The sequence below is a fragment of the Glycomyces tenuis DSM 44171 genome (assembly GCF_000427885.1).
GTDB classification, from domain to species: Bacteria; Actinomycetota; Actinomycetes; order Mycobacteriales; family Micromonosporaceae; genus Glycomyces; species Glycomyces tenuis.
Window position 1 is genome coordinate 1 of record NZ_ATYW01000009.1, and the last position, 16,720, is coordinate 16,720.

General features: G+C 70.0%; 15 protein-coding genes and 1 tRNA gene. 3 read left to right on the forward strand and 13 right to left on the reverse strand.

The genetic code is table 11. The annotated features are described in order from the left end of the window. Window positions 1–236 (forward strand): integrase core domain-containing protein (locus tag YWW_RS29860; protein ID WP_155830144.1); only part of this gene is annotated, 236 nt, incomplete at its 5' end. Window positions 237–406: 170 nt separating this feature from the next. Further along, on the forward strand, window positions 407–2,071 hold the full coding sequence (locus YWW_RS35075; RefSeq protein WP_081687399.1) for a recombinase family protein: 1,665 nt from the start codon (window positions 407–409) through the stop codon (window positions 2,069–2,071). Here the strand turns inward: YWW_RS35075 and YWW_RS0111675 are convergent. From YWW_RS0111675 to YWW_RS0111725, 11 genes are all read right to left on the reverse strand, one after another. After that, window positions 2,034–2,110: transfer RNA gene (locus YWW_RS0111675), tRNA-Pro, on the reverse strand. The two genes, YWW_RS35075 and YWW_RS0111675, sit on opposite strands and share 38 nt — an antisense overlap. Before the next feature lie 83 nt (window positions 2,111–2,193). Beyond that, window positions 2,194–3,555 (reverse strand): ribosome biogenesis GTPase Der, encoded by a 1,362-nt coding sequence (der, locus tag YWW_RS0111680; RefSeq protein WP_026930259.1) that lies wholly within the window; start codon window positions 3,553–3,555, stop codon window positions 2,194–2,196. Next, window positions 3,548–4,228: a (d)CMP kinase gene (cmk, locus tag YWW_RS0111685; RefSeq protein WP_026930260.1), complete on the reverse strand. Its 681-nt coding sequence runs from the start codon at window positions 4,226–4,228 to the stop codon at window positions 3,548–3,550. The genes der and cmk overlap by 8 nt, the downstream gene beginning before the upstream one ends. A gap of 84 nt (window positions 4,229–4,312) precedes the next feature. Further along, on the reverse strand, window positions 4,313–4,687 hold the full coding sequence (locus YWW_RS0111690) for a YccF domain-containing protein (protein ID WP_026930261.1): 375 nt from the start codon (window positions 4,685–4,687) through the stop codon (window positions 4,313–4,315). A gap of 274 nt (window positions 4,688–4,961) precedes the next feature. Continuing rightward, on the reverse strand, window positions 4,962–5,699 hold the full coding sequence (locus YWW_RS0111695) for a pseudouridine synthase (protein WP_026930262.1): 738 nt from the start codon (window positions 5,697–5,699) through the stop codon (window positions 4,962–4,964). Further along, the gene (gene scpB / locus YWW_RS0111700; RefSeq protein ID WP_026930263.1) at window positions 5,686–6,450 is read right to left on the reverse strand and encodes an SMC-Scp complex subunit ScpB; all 765 of its coding nucleotides are present in this window, start codon (window positions 6,448–6,450) and stop codon (window positions 5,686–5,688) included. Before scpB ends, YWW_RS0111695 begins: the two co-directional genes overlap by 14 nt. Further along, the gene (locus tag YWW_RS29865; RefSeq protein ID WP_245595405.1) at window positions 6,443–7,309 is read right to left on the reverse strand and encodes a segregation and condensation protein A; all 867 of its coding nucleotides are present in this window, start codon (window positions 7,307–7,309) and stop codon (window positions 6,443–6,445) included. Before YWW_RS29865 ends, scpB begins: the two co-directional genes overlap by 8 nt. 87 nt (window positions 7,310–7,396) lie before the next feature. Beyond that, the gene (locus YWW_RS0111710; protein WP_035699269.1) at window positions 7,397–8,320 is read right to left on the reverse strand and encodes an AAA family ATPase; all 924 of its coding nucleotides are present in this window, start codon (window positions 8,318–8,320) and stop codon (window positions 7,397–7,399) included. A gap of 173 nt (window positions 8,321–8,493) precedes the next feature. Continuing rightward, window positions 8,494–9,612 (reverse strand): alanine dehydrogenase, encoded by a 1,119-nt coding sequence (gene ald, locus YWW_RS0111715; RefSeq protein ID WP_026930265.1) that lies wholly within the window; start codon window positions 9,610–9,612, stop codon window positions 8,494–8,496. 201 nt (window positions 9,613–9,813) lie between these two features. Beyond that, window positions 9,814–10,449, reverse strand: coding sequence for an NUDIX domain-containing protein (locus tag YWW_RS29870; protein ID WP_051325691.1), 636 nt, complete (start codon window positions 10,447–10,449; stop codon window positions 9,814–9,816). A gap of 51 nt (window positions 10,450–10,500) precedes the next feature. Beyond that, a complete protein-coding gene (locus YWW_RS0111725) occupies window positions 10,501–11,040 on the reverse strand; it encodes a TetR/AcrR family transcriptional regulator (RefSeq protein WP_026930266.1) in 540 nt (179 codons plus the stop codon). A gap of 97 nt (window positions 11,041–11,137) precedes the next feature. On the opposite strand from YWW_RS0111725, the gene YWW_RS29875 reads away from it, so the two are divergent. Beyond that, a complete protein-coding gene (locus YWW_RS29875) occupies window positions 11,138–12,655 on the forward strand; it encodes an MFS transporter (protein WP_051325692.1) in 1,518 nt (505 codons plus the stop codon). A gap of 58 nt (window positions 12,656–12,713) precedes the next feature. Here YWW_RS29875 and YWW_RS0111735 read toward each other — a convergent pair whose 3' ends face one another. Both YWW_RS0111735 and YWW_RS0111740 read right to left on the reverse strand, forming a co-directional pair. Then, window positions 12,714–14,414 (reverse strand): CTP synthase, encoded by a 1,701-nt coding sequence (locus YWW_RS0111735; RefSeq protein ID WP_026930267.1) that lies wholly within the window; start codon window positions 14,412–14,414, stop codon window positions 12,714–12,716. A gap of 70 nt (window positions 14,415–14,484) precedes the next feature. Then, window positions 14,485–16,713: a hypothetical protein gene (locus tag YWW_RS0111740; RefSeq protein ID WP_026930268.1), complete on the reverse strand. Its 2,229-nt coding sequence runs from the start codon at window positions 16,711–16,713 to the stop codon at window positions 14,485–14,487. Window positions 16,714–16,720 lie beyond the last annotated feature (7 nt).

A 16,720-nucleotide genomic window follows, 5' to 3' on the forward strand; every position in this document is an offset into this window, starting at 1 on the left:
AATCGCGGGCCCGGGTCGGATCCTCGGCTGACAACGCCCTCGCCGAATCGTTCAACGCCACGCTCAAACGAGAAGTCCTGCAAGGACGCCGGACCTTCGCGAACGCATTGGAGGCTCGCTTCCAGGTCGAGTCCTGGATCACCGATTACAACACGACCCGGAGACACTCGTCTCTGGGCCAGATCTCACCGATCGACTACGAACAACGGCAAGCTAGCCTCGCCATCGCCGCATAGGACGGTGTCAACACCAAAGGGGTAAGCCCCCCGTCGTGAACGACTCGACACTGCCGCACTCACCCGACTGCTCGCCGACCTCGCCGAGCAAACCGGGACGAACCCACCCCAGCAGCACCCGACCCCGTTCCACCCCGACCGCCCGGACGGAACAGAGAAGGACTAACCCGATGACCAAACCACGACCCCGCGCCGTCGCCTACCTGCGCGTCTCCACCACCCGCCAGATGGAGACCGACTTCGACCCCGACGGCAACTCCATCCAGACCCAACGCGAAGACTGCCAGGCTACGGCCGACCGCTACGGCTTCGACCTGGTCGACGAGTACTTGGAGCCCGGCAACAGCGCCACCTCGATCACCAAGCGCCCGGTCTTCCAACGCCTCCTCAAACGTATCAACGAGACCGGCGACATCCAGGCGGTCATCATCTACCGCCGTTCCCGCGCCTTCCGCGACGAGTGGGACGCGGCCATCACCGGTCGCGAACTCAAAGACCACGGCGTCCGCCTGATCTCCGCGCACGACTACACCGACGACACCGCCGAAGGCCAACTGGTCGCCTCGGTCCTGGACAGCATCAACGCCTACCAATCCCGCGCCCAAGGCAACGACATCAAACGCAAGATGGCGGGCAAGGCTGCCCGCGGCGGCACCCCCGGCCGCGCCAAACTCGGTTACCTGAACACCCGCGAAGGCATCGACGGCCGCACCGTCGCCACTATTGCCATCGACCCCGATCGGGCCCCGTTCATCCACACCGCGTTCGAGCTGTTCGCCACCGGCAAGCACAGCCTCCGGTCGCTGCGCGATGCGCTCACCGCCGCCGGGCTGCACAACCGGCCGACGAAGGCCCACCCGGCGGGCACCGAGGTCGCCGCGAGCCAGTTGGAGAAGATCCTGCGCGACCGCTACTACCTGGGCTATGTCGTCTGGAAAGGCCAAGAATATCCCGGCCGCCACCAACCCTTGGTCGAGCCCGAGCTGTTCGCCCAGGTCCAAGCAGTCCTGGACCGCCGTCACCGTGGCACGCGCGAATCGGTGTGGCGCCACTACCTCAAGGGTCTGCTGTGGTGCGCCCGCTGCGGCGCTCGACTGGTCTTCGAGCCCGCCCGCTCCCGCGACGGCCGCCCGCACTTTTACTACCGGTGCATCAACCGCCAAGGCCACCGATGCGACCTGCCCCGCTTGCGACTCACGGTCATCGAACACGCCGTCGAGGCCCACTACGCCACCATCGCCATCACCGAGACTGAACGGACCGACATCCGCGCCGCACTCAGCAAGCAGATGCAGGCCCAGCAAGCCACCACCAAGGAACTGCGCAGGCAACTCCGCACCGAACTGACCCGCCTCGACCACCGCGAAGACGCCTACCTCGACCTGGTCGGCGACCCGGCCTGGCCCAACGAGAAACTCACCCGGAAAATCCAGGAGATCCGCCTTGAACGCGACCGCCTCCACCAACGCCTCGCCGAGGCCGAAACCACCGACTACGCCACCGCCGAGCGCCGCATCACCGCCCTGCTCGACCTCCTAACCGACCCTCGCAAGCTCTACCGATCCATGCCCGACGACCACCGACAAGCCTTCAACGACCTCTGCTTCGACAAGCTCTACGTCGACGCCGACACCCCCGACGATCCGGCAATTACCAGCGCCGACCACGCCGCCGCCTACGCGCCACTGGGCCGCTACTGCGGCAAGCCCATCACGAACCTGTCCGGCAACAGGCAAAGGGACCGCAGCTTTCGCCACGGCCCCTCGCAAAGTGCCGAATGTTCAAACGAACGTTCTATGGTCGGGCTGACAGGACTTGAACCTGCGACCCCTTGACCCCCAGTCAAGTGCGCTACCAAGCTGCGCCACAGCCCGTTTTGCCGCCTTGACGGCGGCGGTGACAACTTTAGCCTATCGCTTGGGGTGCCTCTGAGGCGAGGTCCCCTCTGTGAGGCGGGCTATTTTCGTTTGCGAGGTTCGCGTGGTTTGACGGCGAGTTCGATCGGGGTGCCTTTGAAGCCGAAATCCTCGCGCAGGCGGCGCTGGAGGTATTTCAGGTACTGCTTGTCGAGCTTCGCGGTGGTGAAGAGGATGAAGCGCGGCGGCTCGGTGCCCGCCTGGGTGGCGAAGAGGATCTTCGGGGCCTTGTTGGCCCGGACCGGGTGCGGGTGGGCCGACTGGAGGGCGCTGATCCACTGATTGAGCTCGCCGGTGGCGATGCGCTGGGCCCAGCCGTCGAGGGCCTCGCGGAGGGCAGGGGCGAGCTTGGCGATGGCGCGACCGGTCAAGGCGGAGACGTTCACACGAGGAGCCCAGGCGACCTGTGCCAGCTCGCGGTCGATCTCCTTCTCGAGGTAGTAGCGGCGGTCCTCGTCGACTAGGTCCCACTTGTTGAAGGCGAGGACCATGGCACGGCCGGACTCGACCACTTGGGTCAGGACGCGCTGGTCCTGCTCCGAGATCGGCTCGGAGGCGTCCAAGAGGACGACGGCCACCTCGGCGGCCTCGACCGCGGACTCGGTGCGCAGCGAGGCGTAGTACTCGGTGCCCGAGGCGAACTTGACGCGTTTGCGCAGGCCGGCGGTGTCGACCAGCACCCAGTCCTCGCCGTCGATCTCGACGAGGGAGTCGACCGGGTCGACGGTGGTGCCGGCGACGTTGTCGACGACGGCGCGCTCCTCGCCGGAGAGGCGGTTCAGCAGGCTCGACTTGCCGACATTGGGGCGGCCGACGAGAGCGACGCGGCGCGGGCCGCGTTCCTTGAGCTGGCCGGTGGGCTTCTCGGGGAAGGCCCAGACGACCTGGTCGAGCAGGTCGCCAGAACCGCGTCCGTGCAGGGCCGAGACCGGGTGGGGTTCGCCCAGGCCGAGGCGCCACAGGTCGGCCACATCGGCGTTCTGGCGCTCCGAGTCGACCTTGTTCGCGACGAGGATGACCGGCTTCTTCGCACGGTGCAGGATGCGCGCGGCGGCTTCGTCGGCGTCGGTCGCGCCCACGCGCGAGTCGACGACGAAGAGCACTACGTCGGCGGTGCGGATCGCCAGTTCGGCCTGCGCGGCGATCGCCGCGGCCATGCCCTCGGCGTCGGGGTCCCAGCCGCCGGTGTCGACCAGGCTGAAGTCCCGGCCCGCCCACTCGGCGTCGTAGGCGACGCGGTCGCGGGTGACGCCCGGTTCGTCCTGGACGACGGCAGCGCGGCGGCCGAGGATGCGGTTGACCAGCGTCGACTTGCCGACGTTGGGGCGGCCGACCACGGCGACCGTCGGGACCGGCCCTCGCTCGACCTCGTCGAGTTCGGCCCAGGTCGCTTCGTCAGTCATTGATGTCCCTGTTGTTCAGCAAAGCCAAGATCTTCGCGACGACCTCGACGATCGGCAGCTCGGTGGAGTCGATCACCGTGGCGCCGTCGGGGGCCTCCAGCGGTTTCGTCGTCTTCGAGTCCGCCCCGTCGCGGCGGGCGATGTCGGCCTTCGTGACCGTTTCGTCTGCCCCGAATTCGAGGGCGCGCCTCCTGGCGCGGGCGTCGGGGTCGGCGGTGAGGTAGACCTTCACGTCGGCATCGGGGGCGACGACCTCGATGATGTCGCGGCCCTCGACGACGATGCCCTTCTTCGCCTCGGCGATGATGCGCTGCTGCTCGGCGATGAGGAACTTGCGGACGGCCTTGTTGCCGGCCACGGCGGAGACGGCCTTGGTGACCTCGTCGCCGCGGATGGCCAGGCTCGCGTCCTCGCCGTCGAGGCGGGTGAAGGGGTCTTCGGGGGTGGTGCCGAACTCGAGTTTCGCGTTCTTGACGGTCTTGGTGACCTGCGCGGTCTGGGAGGGGTCGACGCCGGCGTTGAGGACCGCGAGGGTGGCGGCGCGGTACATCGCGCCGGTGTCGAGGTAGGCGGCGTCGATAGCGGTCGCGAGTGTCTTGGAGACGGTGGACTTCCCCGCTCCCGAGGGACCGTCGATCGCGACGACCGGTGCGCTCGTGTTGTGCTCAGGCACTGTCTCGCTCCGTTCTTCTACTGCAAACCACGCAAACCTACATCATGCCTGGATGCGGTGTGGTTCATCCCCGACGGCGGCGCGTCAGGGGGCGTCGACGACGCGCGCGCCCATCGGCCACAGTGCCAGCGGGATCATCTTCCAGTTCGCCACGGCGAGCGGGATGCCGATGATCGTGATCGCCTGGAGCGCACCGGTGACCAGGTGCGCGAGCGCCAGTTCCCAACCGAACAGCACCAGCCACAGGACGTTGCCGAGCAGTGAGAGGCACCCGGACGAGGGGTCGCGCACGACGGTCCGCCCGAACGGCCACAGCACGTATCCCGCCAGCCGCATGTTCGCGATCCCGAACGGGATCGTGACGATGAAGATGCAGAACAGGAGACCCGTGAAGAAGTAGCCGATGGCGAGCCACAGGCCGGCGAGCACGAACCAGATGATGTTGAGAATGGTCTTCACGCCGAAAGCCTAACGGGCCCTTGCCGGGCTTGTCGGTACAGCTGGCTAGAGGGTGGCCGGTGGATCGGGGCGAGGCGGTGTCCGAGTCCGTTTGTTCGCTCGCAGTGCCAAGGTACGGCTCGCCAGCGTTGCCAAGAGGGCGGGGCGCCCGGATCCCGGTGTTGGATCCGGGCGCCCCGACAACGCAGCCTTCCGAGCGCAGCGAGCACGATGTCGGGTGGCGGTGGGCGACGGGCGGGCCGGATAGCGCCCGTCCTGATCCGCCGGCCACCTTCTAGAGTCCGACCTCCCGGTACAGCTCGCCCACCTCGTCGGGGGTGAGCCTGCGGATGGTGCCGGGTTTGAGGAGCCGCAGCTTGACCGGGCCGATCTCGGTGCGGACCAGCCGCGAGACGCGGTGCCCGACCTCCTCCATGAGCCGCCTCACAATATGCTTGCGTCCCTCGTGGATGGTGATCTCGATCAACGACTGCCCCGCGTGCTCGTCGATGATCTTCAGCTTGTCGGCCTTCGCCGGGCCGTCCTCGAGTTCGACGCCCGCCAGCAGCCGGTTCCAGGTGGGCTTGTCCAGGATTCCGTTGACCTGCGCCCGGTAGACCTTCGGCAGGCCGTGCGAGGGGTGCATGATCCGGTTGGCCAGCTCCCCGTCGTTGGTGAGCAGCAGCAGGCCCTCGGAGTCGGTGTCGAGCCGCCCCACGTGGAAGACCCGCTGCTCGATGCCGCCGGTGAAGTCGCCCAGGCAGGTGCGACCCTCCTCGTCCTCCATGGTCGAGACGACCCCGCGGGGCTTGTTGATCGCGTAGTAGACGGTGTCGACGTCGGTGATCACGCGCTTGCCCGAGACGTGGATGACGTCGTTGGCGGGGTCGACGCGCTGGCCGAGGCGCGCGGCCTCGCCGTTGACCTTCACCTTGCCCCTGGCGATCAGGTCCTCGGCGGCCCGCCTGGAGGCGATCCCGGCCTGGGACAGCACCTTCTGCAGGCGAATGCCCTCTGCGTCAGCGTTGTTCATCATCCTCGATATCCGTCACGTCGTCCGGCAGGAACGGGGCCAGATCAGGCAGCTGATCGACCGAGTCCAAGCCGAGTTTCTCCAAGAACAGGGTGGTGGTGCGGTACAGCGTCGCCGTCGAGTCGGGGTCGGAGCCGCACTCCTCGACCAGTCCGCGCGCCAGCAGCGTGCGGATGACCCCGTCGCAGTTGACCCCCCGGATCGCCGAGATGCGACCCCTGGTGACCGGCTGCCGGTAGGCGACGACCGCGAGCGTCTCCAGGGCCGCCTTGGTGAGGCGGGCCGAAGCGCCGTCGGTGACGAACCGTTCGACGTAGCGGGCGTAGTCGGCCCTGGTGTAGAACCGCCATCCGCCGGTCTGGCGACGCAGGTCGAACCCGCGCCCGTCGCCAGTGTATTCGGCGCTCAATCGGCCGAGCGTCTCGCGGACCTGCGTTAGTGGCCGCTCCAATACCGAGGCCAGGAACTCCTCGGCCAGCGGCTCCTCGGCGACCATGAGGATCGCCTCCAGGACGGCGCCGAGGTCGACGTCGTCGGGCACGGGCATCGGGGCCGCCCGGGGCGGCTCCTCGGCGGCCGCCCGGGGCGGCTCGGGGGCGTCCTGCGCGGCGACGGCCTGCGCGTACTCGTCGCTCGTGTCCGCCGGCTCGTCGTCCGGAGTGTCGGGCCTGGCCGCGGCCCCCTCCTCGCGCTGCCACGGCGGCCGCCACTCGGCGACCTGAGCCTCCAGGGAATCGGGCTGCTCACTCATCTGTCTGGTCCTCCCCCGTCTGCGGACTGCCCGCGTACTCGTCGACCTCGATCTCGGTGGCTCCGGTGCCGCCGAGCCAGCGCACCGTCAGCTCGCCGAGCGCCTGCATCTGCTCGAAGCCGACCAGCGCCTCCCGGTAGAGCTCCAGCAGGGCCAGGAAGCGCGCGACGACCTCCAGGTGGGTCTCGCAGTCGGAGACCAGGGCCCGGAAGGTGGCGGTCTGGACGCGCTGGAGCCGCCTCGAGAGGATCACGGCGTGCTCGCGCACCGAGACGCGCTGCTGGTGGACGTGGTCGGTGCCGACCTGGGGCGGCGGTTTGGGCTTCATCGCCCTGCCGGCCAGGGCGGCCAGCTGCTCGGGGGTGATGTCGAGGTCGAGTTCGGGGAGCAGGCCGCGGAACCGCTCTTCGAGGCCGGCCGCGCGCGGCATGCGCGCCGAGGCGGTCTCGGCGAGGGCGGCGAGGTGCCCGGCGGCCTCCTTGTAGGCCTTGTACTGGAGCAGGCGGGCGAAGAGGAGGTCGCGGGCCTCGAGCAGCGCGAGGTCCTCTTCGTCGTCGACGGCGGTGTTCGGCAGGAGCCTGGCGGTCTTGAGGTCGAGGAGGGTGGCGGCCACGAGCAGGAACTCACTGGTCTCCTCGAGGTTCCAGGCCTCGTCGAGGGCGGTGACGTAGGCGATGAACTCCGAGGCGATCTGGTGGAGGGCCAGTTCGGTGACGTCGAGCTTGTGCTTGCCGATCAGCTGGAGCAGCAGGTCGAACGGCCCCTCGAAGTTGTCGAGGCGGACGTGGAAGCCGGTCTCGGCCTCCTCCGGTTCGGCCTCCCGCCGGGTCGGGACGGAGCTTCGCTGCTGGTCGGTCACGCAGGCAAGCTTAGACGGCGGGCAGAGCACGGTCCTTGTAACGGTCCGTACCGGAGCCGCGGGGAGGAATCGGGCGGTCTCCGGCGCTCACTTGTCGGTGGCGGCTATCAGCTCTCTGGCGAGCTGTCGGTAGGCGCGGGCGCCGGAGGAGGCCGGGGCCCACGTGGTGATCGGCTCGCCGGCGACGGTGGTCTCGGGGAACCGCACGGTGCGGGTGATGACGGTGGAGAAGACCTTGTCGCCGAAGGCCTCGACGACCCGCTGGAGCACCTGCCTGGAGTGGGTGGTGCGCGAGTCGTACATGGTGGCGAGGATGCCGTCGAGCTCGAGGTCGTAGTTCAGCCGCTCGCGGACCTTGTCGACGGTGTCGAGCAGCAGCGCCACACCGCGCAGGGAGAAGAACTCGCATTCGAGCGGCACGAGGACCGAGTGCGCGGCGGTGAGCGCGTTGACCGTCAAGAGGCCGAGCGAGGGCTGGCAGTCGATGAGCACGAAGTCGAAGTCGGGGATGACCGGCCGCAGCACCCGAGCGAGGGTCTGCTCGCGCGCGACCTCGTTGACCAGCTGGATCTCGGCCGCGGACAGGTCGATGTTGGCCGGGAGGAGGCGCAGGCCCGCCACGTTCGTCTTCATCATGACGTCGTCGATGTCGACGTCCTCTTGCATCAGGAGGTTGTAGACGGTGAGGTCGAGCGTGTGGGGGTTGGTGCCGAAGCCGACGGACAGCGCGCCCTGCGGGTCGAAGTCGACCAGGAGGACCTTGCGGCCGTACTCGGCCAGCGCGGCGCCGAGGTTGATCGTCGTGGTGGTCTTTCCCACACCGCCCTTCTGGTTGGCCATGGCGATGACGCGGGCGGGACCGTGGCGCTCCAGGGGCTGGGGCTGGGGGATGTCGCGTTTGCCCGTGTAGGTCTCGGGGTCGGGCGAGGTGAAGTCGCCGTCCGAGTCAGCGGGCGGCACTTGCGCGGAGCGCAGGGCCTCCCACTTGTCATTGCTGTCCACACTGCTCATTTCTTCACGCCTCCGGGTGCAAGGACGGCACCGGGTGCCGGGCGTCTCACCGTTTGCCTGTTACTGCGACTGTACGTCAGTGTATCGATGGTGTCGACGGCTTGGGAGACTCCGAGGCACCCGGCGTGAGATCGCCCGCTGTCGGCTCGGGTTCGGCCTGGGGACAAGCGGATTCAGCTCGCGAGGACGCGCTCCACCGATGTCACCGGAAGGTGGTGGGTGAGCGCGACCGGTTCGTTGGTGACCTCGCCGGCGTGGGTGTTCAGGCCGCGGGCGAGCGCGGGGTCGGAGGCCAGCGCCTCCCGCCAGCCGAGGTCGGCCAGCTTCATGACATAGGGGAGCGTGGCGTTGGTCAGCGCGTAGGTGGAGGTGTTCGGGACCGCGCCGGGCATGTTGGCGACGCAGTAGAAGAGCTTGCCGCCGTGGGTGAAGGTCGGCTCGTCGTGGGTGGTGGGCCTCGAGTGGGCGAAGCAGCCGCCCTGGTCGATGGCGATGTCGACGAGGACCGCGCCGTCCTTCATCTCGGCGAGGACGTCGTCGTCGACGACGGTGGGGGCCTTGGCTCCCGGGACGAGGACGGCGCCGATGACGAGGTCGGCCTCGCGGCAGGCGCGCTTGATCTCGAAGCGGTTGGAGACGACGGTGCGCAGGCGGCCCTGGTAGAGGTCGTCGGCGACGTGGAGCTTGTCGTTGTTGAGGTCGAACAGTTCGACGTCGGCGTGCATGCCGACGGCGATGGCGGCGGCGTTCATGCCGGACACGCCGGCGCCGATGATGACGACTCGCGCGGGGCGCGTTCCCGGCACGCCGCCCAGGAGGATGCCGCGGCCGCCTTCGGGCCGCTGGAGGTGGTAGGCGCCGGCCTGGACGGCGAGGCGCCCGGCGACCTCGCTCATGGGGGCGAGGAGCGGCAGGCGCCCGTCGGCGGTCTGGACGGTCTCGTAGGCGATGGCGGTGACGCGGTGCTCCAGGAGCGCGTCGGTGCATTCGGCGCTGGCGGCGAGGTGGAGGTAGGTGAACAGGGTCTGGCCGGGCCGCATGCGGTGGTACTCGCCCTTGACGGGCTCTTTGACCTTGAGGACGAGATCGGCCGCGGCCCAGGTCGCGTCGGCGTCGGGGAGGATGAGCGCCCCGGCTTCGCGGAAGTCGTCGTCGGTGATGGCCGAACCGAGGCCGGCCCCGGACTCGACGGCGACGTCGTGGCCGGCGGCCACCAGTTCGTGGACGCCGGCTGGGGTGAGGGCGACGCGGTACTCGTTGTTCTTGATCTCGCGGGGGACGGCGACTTTCACGGCACGGGTTCCTTCCGAAACGTTGGGCCTGTTCACCAGTCGGTTTGCGACTCGTGGAGGCAGTCTATGTCGCGCCGTGCCCGAACTCGCGGCTTTCCCTTGTGAGGAGCCGCGCGTCGTCGGGTGGCGCCTTCGCCGATGATCGTATCGGTGCGATGCCGCCCTTGGCTATGAGAACAACGTTTCGAAACTATGTCGCCTTCACTTCGAAGCCTCGAGGTGGAGTCTGGCGAGGTTCAAGGCGAGTGCGCACACGCCGTTGCGGATCTCGCCGTCGGCGACGGCGGCGAGGGCCTTGTCGAGGTCCCACCAGACGAGTTCGATGTGGGTCTCCTCGTCGGTGCGTTCGTGGCGCTCGGCCTCGGGGACGCGGCTGAGCCCGCTGGCGAGGAAGTAGTGGATCCGCTCGTTCGAGATGCCCGGGGTGGTGTAGAACTCGCCGAGGCGCACCCAGTGGTCGGCGCGCAGGTCGACCTCTTCGGCGAGTTCGCGGGCGGCGCACACGGCGGGGTCCTCGCCTTCGACGTCGCGCAGGCCGGCCGGGAACTCCCACAGGACCTCCTTGGCGGGGACCCGGTACTGGCGGATGAGGCCGACGCGGCCGCTCTCGTCGAGCGGGACGGCGACGACGGCGCCGCAGTGGACGAGGAACTCCCGGCGGGCAACGTTCGGCGACGCTTGCGAGCCGTCAGTTGGTCCAGCCGACGCCGGCGAGCCGTCAATCGGCCCGGCCGACGCCGGCGAGCCGCCGCCCGGCATCGCGACGGTCTCGGCGACCAGGTCGTAGCACCAGCCGTGGTGGATCTGCTCGGTCTCCAGAACTCGGTATTCATGCACGGCGCCCACCTTAGCCGCGCCCGGGGGCGCGGGCCAGCGCCACGAGCGCCCCTACCGGCCGCCGGATTCGGTGATCAGCCGTTCGAGGACGGCGTCGAGGAGCTCGCGGCGGGGCAGCGGCAGGCCGGACAGGGCCGAGAGGAACAGCCCGTCGCCGACGAGGCGGACGATCTCGGCGGTCACCGGGTCGTCGATCGTCTCGTGGAGCGCCTCGGACCATCCGTTGAAGATGAACATGAGGTCGTCCCTGGCCCGCTCGGAGAGCTCGTCGGCGCCGCGCAGTGCGGTGAACAGCGCCCACAGGGCCGCCTCCGACTCCTCGGATTCGAGCTGCGAGGCCCGGATGAAGGCCTCCACCACGCCGGTGCGGCGGGCCTGGGCCAGGCGCTCCTCCTCCAGGACGCGGAAACGGCCGGCCAGGCCGTCGTAGAGCTCGGCCTTGGATTTGAAGTGGTAGAGCAGGCCGCCCTTGGACACGCCGGCCTCGGCGGCGACCTTCTCCAGGGTCACCCCGGAGCTGCCCTCGTCGACGAGGATCCGCTGCAGCGCGTTGAGAATTCGGTCACGAGTCGTGATCTGCGGTTGCGTCATGGCCCCTCCACGCAGATACTATACCGTCCGGACGGTACAGCACTCCAATGCCGTTTCACACCTTCGACCCACCGCCGTCACAGCAAAGGAGGCACCGATGACCGATGCGGACCGTGCCGCGCCCCGCCGGGCGCGCCTCACCGGCCGCCAGTGGGCGGCGCTGGCGGTCCTCGTGCTCCCGGTGCTGCTCATCTCGATCGACATGACAGTGCTCGGCTTCGCCGTGCCCTTCCTGTCCGAAGACCTCGCCCCCACCAGCTCGCAGCTGCTGTGGATCGTCGACGTCTACGGCTTCGTCCTGGCCGGGCTGCTGGTCACCATGGGCTCGATCGCCGACCGGATCGGGCGCCGCAGGCTGCTGATCATCGGCGCGGCCGCCTTCGCGGCCGCCTCGGTCGCCGCCGCCTACGCGCCGACGGCCGAAGCGCTCATCGCCGCCCGGGCCCTGCTGGGGCTCGCGGGCGCGACCCTCATGCCGACCACGCTGGGGCTCATGCGGAACCTGTTCACCGACGACCGGCAGCGCCTGTTCGCCATCGCCGTGTGGGGCACGGGGTTCTCGGCCGGTTCGGCGGCCGGGCCGGTCCTGGGCGGCTGGCTGCTCGAGCACTTCTGGTGGGGTTCGGTGTTCCTGATGGCCGCGCCGGTCTCGCTCGCGGTGCTCGTCGCCGCCCCGCTGCTGCTGCCCGAGTCGCGCAACGCCGAGCCGGGCCCGGTGGACTGGGGCGGGGTGGTGCTGTCGTTCCTGGCGATGTTCCCGTTCGTGTACGGCGTCAAGAGCTTCGCCGAGCACGGCCTCTCGGCCGTCGCCGTCGGCGCGATCGGCCTCGGCGCCGTGGCCGCCTGGCTGTTCGTCCGGCGCCAGCGGCGCCTGGATCACCCGCTGATCGACGTGGCGCTGTTCGGGCTGCGGCGGTTCAGCGCCTCGATCGCCACGAACTTCACGATCGTGTTCGCGCTGATCTCCTCGCTGTTCCTGCTGACGCAGTATCTCCAGTTGGTCCTGGGCTACTCCCCCATGCGGGCCGGGCTCCTGCTGCTGCCGGGCATGGCCGTCTCGATCGCGGCCGGCCTCGTCGCCGTGCGCCTGTCCGAGCGGTTCGGGCTGGTGCGGATCATCGTCGGCGGTCTCGGCTTCGTGATCGTCGGCTTCGGGGCGCTGGCGTTCATCGGCGTCGAGTCGGGCGCGCTGCTGGTCGTGGGCGCGTTCGTCCTCATCAGCGTCGGCGCTGGCCTGGTGCAGACAGTCACCAACGACGCGATCATCGCCGCCGCGCCCGCCGAGCGGGCCGGGGCGGCCGCCGCGATCTCGGAGACCGCGTACGAACTGGGCGGCGCGATGGGCGTGGCGCTGCTCGGCAGCGTCGCCACCGGCATCTACCGCAGCGAGCTCGACGCCGCCCCGGGCGGCGCCCCCGAGGCGGCGAAGGAGACGCTCGGCGAGGCCGCGCACGTGGCCGAGACACTGCCCGCCGAGGCCGGGGAGGCGCTCATGGACGCGGCGCGGACCGCGTTCACCGACGGGCTGCGGGCGACCTCGGTCATCGGCGCCGTCCTGGTGGCCGTGGCCCTGGTGTTCGTCGGCCGCGCGCTGCGCGCCAGAGCGGCCGAATAACGGCGCAGGCGGTGGCGGGGCCGGGCGACGTCGTTCGCCCGGCCCCGCCGTTCGCGCGTCAGGCCGCTTCCGTCCCGAGGTCGAGCTGCTCGGCGGCGGCGCGCTTGAGGGCGGCGGCCACGAGGCCGTCGAACAGCGGGTGCGGGCGGGTCGGCCGCGACTTCAGCTCCGGGTGGGCCTGCGTGGCGACGAAATAGGGGTGGGTCTCGCGGTCGAGCTCGATGAACTCCACCAGGCGGCCGTCGGGCGAGAGCCCGGAGATCACGAAGCCCGCCTTGGTCAGCTGGTCGCGGTAGGCGTTGTTGACCTCGTAGCGGTGCCGGTGCCGCTCGGTGACCTCGGTGACCCCGTACGCCTCGGCCACCAGCGAGCCCTCGGTGAGCCTGGCGGGGTAGGCGCCTAGGCGCATCGTCCCGCCCATGTCGCCGCGCCCGGCGACGATGTCGGTCTGGTCGGCCATCGTGGAGATGACCAGGTGCTCGGCCTTGCCGTTGAACTCCTCGGAGTCGGCCTCGTCCAGGCCGCACAGCTCGCGCAGCCCTTCGATGGCCATGCAGTGCAGGCCCAGGCAGAGCCCGAGCGTGGGGACGAGGCGGGTGCGCGCGTAGGTGAGCGCGGCGATCTTGCCGGGCACGCCGCGCTCGCCGAAGCCGCCGGGAATGACGATCGCGTCCACACCGGACAGCGCCTTCGCGGCCCCGTCCTCGGTCTCGCAGCGGTCCGAGACGACCCAGCGGACGTTGACCTTGGCGCGGTGGGCGAAGCCCGCGGCGTGCAGCGCCTCCACGACGGACTTGTAGGCGTCGGGCAGTTCGACGTACTTGCCGACGATCGCCACCTCGATGGTCGAGGCGGGGTTGTGGACCCGGTCGAGCAGGTCGTCCCAGGAGGTCCAGTCGACGTCCTTGAACGGCAGGTCGAGCTTGCGGACCACGTAGGCGTCCAGGCCCTCGGAGTGGAGCGTCTTGGGGATGTCGTAGATCGAGGGGGAGTCGGGCGCCGAGACGACCGCGGCGTCGTCGACGTCGCAGAAGCCGGCGATCTTCTGCTTCAGGCCCTGGGGCACGGGCCGGTCGGAGCGGCAGACGATCGCGTCGGGCTGGATGCCGATGCTGCGCAGCTGCGCCACGGAGTGCTGGGTGGGCTTGGTCTTCATCTCCGAGGACGCGGCCAGGTACGGCACCAGGGAGACGTGCAGGAAGAAGCAGTTGTCGCGGCCGATGTCGTGGCGGTACTGGCGGATCGCCTCCAGGAACGGGAGCGACTCGATGTCGCCGACGGTGCCGCCGACCTCGGTGATGACCACGTCCGGCACGCGGCCGGTCTCGGGGTCGGGGTCGGCCATGGCCGCCAGGCGGGCCTTGATCTCGTTGGTGATGTGCGGGATGACCTGCACGGTGGCGCCGAGGTAGTCGCCGCGGCGCTCCTTGGCGATGACGTCGGAGTACACCTGGCCGGTGGTGACGTTGGCGCGCTTGGACAGGTCCCGGTCGAGGAAGCGCTCGTAGTTGCCGATGTCGAGGTCGGTCTCACCGCCGTCGTCGGTGACGAACACCTCTCCGTGCTCGTAGGGGTTCATCGTGCCGGGGTCGACGTTGATGTAGGGGTCGATCTTCTGCATCACCACGTACAGGCCGCGCGCGGTCAACAGGTTTCCGAGACTGGCTGCGGTCATGCCCTTGCCGAGGGCGGAGGTGACCCCGCCGGTGACGAAGAGGTGCTTCGTAGAACGAACCTGACCGTTGACGGCGCTGGCCAAAGCGAACTCCCGTGGTTATCCGTGCTGATCGAGCGGTTCGCCGCCGAGGCGCAGCCGCCGGTGGATCGCATCATCCACGGGATTCCACACTAACACTTTCCCCGTCGTTCTCCTCGTCGACCCACGAGGGCGCGTCGACGATCATCGCCGAGTACTGGCCGTCCTTGACGTGGGCCCTCGCCAGCACCCGGTGGCTCATGATGATCGCGAGCGGCACCATGACCGCCAGCGCCGAGCCCAGGCTCATGAGGCCCTTGCCCAGGAGGAGGCCGGCGATGGCGGAGCCGACGACGGCCGCGGAGAACGCGGCCCGCAGCGGCGGGTAGAGCCCGAAGGCGCGCCGCAGGCCCCCGCCGGGGCGCAGCAGCACCATCCAGCAGTACAGGCCCGCCATGACGGCCAGGACGCTCAGCGGCGAGGTGAAGACGGCGACGACATTCGAGCCGACCCCGGCGCCGATGACACCGCGCGTCTCACCCATGAGGTCGGCCAGGAACGCGCCGAGCGCGCCCCGCTCGGCGACGGGCCGCTGGTAGTCGATCCACGACAGGCCCAGCAGGACCACCGCGCCGGCCAGGCCGGACCAGAGCAGGCGGGCGAAGGTGAACCAGCCGCCGGTCGCCAGGGCGGCGGCCAGGCAGGTGCCGACGGTGAGGGCGACGGCGGCGGGCACGGAGTCGCCGAGGAAGCCCGCGGAGACGACCATGACGCCGAGGCAGCCGATGCCGGCCATGACCGGGGACTGGAAGCGGCGCGGCAGCCGCGAGGCCGCCACGGCGGCGAGCAGCCACAGCGAGGCGATGAACATGCCGGTGGCGACCGGGCCGAGCTCGCCGGAGGCCGAGTCGGCGACGGTGTAGTCGCCCAAGAGCGTCCCCAGTGGAGCGGAAGCGTGGATGAGCATGGCCGTCATGGTGACGAGCAGGCCGAACACCGAGACGGCGACCATGAGCGCGGCCGGGGTGTGGCGCCGGGGCAGGATGATCGCGGCCACGGCGCACACGGCGCTGACGGCCAGCGCGGTGGCCGGGCCGACGAGGTCGGGTCGCGGGGCGTTCCACCAGCCGAAGAAGTCGGCGAGGATCCCGGCGGCGACGAACATGGCGCACACGAGGGCGACGACGATGTTGGCGCGCATGAGCCACAGCGGCGGCGGTTTGACGCCCGGCTCCCCGGCCCGGCGCAGCAGGTGCAGCAGCGGCCAGGCCACGAAGGTCAGCGCGAAGAACAGCAGCACTTGCAGCCATTGCGTGTTGGGTGCGGCGTCGGCGGCGGCGATGAGCCTGGTGTCGGTGTCGTCGAAGACCGCCTGGCGCTCCTCGTACGGCAGCGTGTCGGAGACGGCGCCCGCGGCGGCGCCGGTGACGTTCTCGGGCAGGGGCGCGTCGAGCAGCGTCAGGATCGTCGCGGTCAGGTCGGTGAGGTGGAGATAGCCGGGGCGTTCGGCGGACAGGTCGAGGAGGTTGTGGCCGTCGTCGCCGCCGAAGTTCGCGATCGCGGCGAGCAGCCGGTTGGGCTCGGTGGTCTGGCTCATGCCGGCGACCATGAGGGCGGTGTCGCCCTCGCGGGCGTCCATGAGCTCGCCGACGGTCGCGTCGAGGGCGGTCAGCGCGGCGGCGCGCTGGCTCTCCTCGATCGGCAGGACGCCGCCGTCGACGACGGTGAGCGGGCATTCGGCGAGCAGCTCGGTCAGGGCCTCGCCTTCGGGCAGGTCGGTCTCGTAGTCGGAGACGCGGCCGACGGAGTTGGCGGTGGCGTAGGCCGCGCCGGGGCCGACCGCGGTGGCGCACGAGGTGCCGGCGGCGAGCATGCCGAGCTCGGTGCCCTGGTCGAGTTCGCGGTTGAGCTCGACGATGTCGGTGAGGCCGTCGACGGTGGCGCCGGCGTCCTCGGCGGTGATCTGCTCGGAGCCGGCGGGGCCGCAGCTGGGGGTGTCGCCGAAGGCGGTGCTGGTGGCGGGCGAGCCCGCCGAGAGGGTGAGCCAGCCGTCGAGCGTGCAGGTGAAGTTGCGGGCCGAGTTGGTGTTGAGCTCGGCCAGGGAGCCGTCCGCGGCCAGGGCGCTCAGGTTCGGGGTGGTCTCGGGGTCGATGTCGGTCCAGGTGAGGCCGCCGACGCCGAGGAAGGTCACCGATTCGACGGCGTCGGGGACGCGCTCGTCGGTCGGTTCCGGCAGGATCTGCCAGGCGGCGAAGGCGGCGAGGACGGCGACGACCGCCCATGCCGCCACGGTGGCGCGGTGGTGGGCCGCGGATCTGAGGAACCGGCGGACGAAGCGTCCGGGTTCGAACTTCTCCAGCACAGGTCGG

What these genes read in the sequence shown, in the direction of transcription:
- YWW_RS35075 (WP_081687399.1), top strand. Translation starts at nt 407, where the DNA reads ATGACCAAACCACGACCCCGCGCCGTCGCCTACCTGCGCGTCTCCACC.
- der (WP_026930259.1), bottom strand. Translation starts at nt 3,555, where the DNA reads ATGACTGACGAAGCGACCTGGGCCGAACTCGACGAGGTCGAGCGAGGG.
- YWW_RS0111695 (WP_026930262.1), bottom strand. Translation starts at nt 5,699, where the DNA reads ATGAACAACGCTGACGCAGAGGGCATTCGCCTGCAGAAGGTGCTGTCC.
- scpB (WP_026930263.1), bottom strand. Translation starts at nt 6,450, where the DNA reads ATGAGTGAGCAGCCCGATTCCCTGGAGGCTCAGGTCGCCGAGTGGCGG.
- YWW_RS0111710 (WP_035699269.1), bottom strand. Translation starts at nt 8,320, where the DNA reads ATGAGCAGTGTGGACAGCAATGACAAGTGGGAGGCCCTGCGCTCCGCG.
- YWW_RS0111725 (WP_026930266.1), bottom strand. Translation starts at nt 11,040, where the DNA reads ATGACGCAACCGCAGATCACGACTCGTGACCGAATTCTCAACGCGCTG.
- YWW_RS29875 (WP_051325692.1), top strand. Translation starts at nt 11,138, where the DNA reads ATGACCGATGCGGACCGTGCCGCGCCCCGCCGGGCGCGCCTCACCGGC.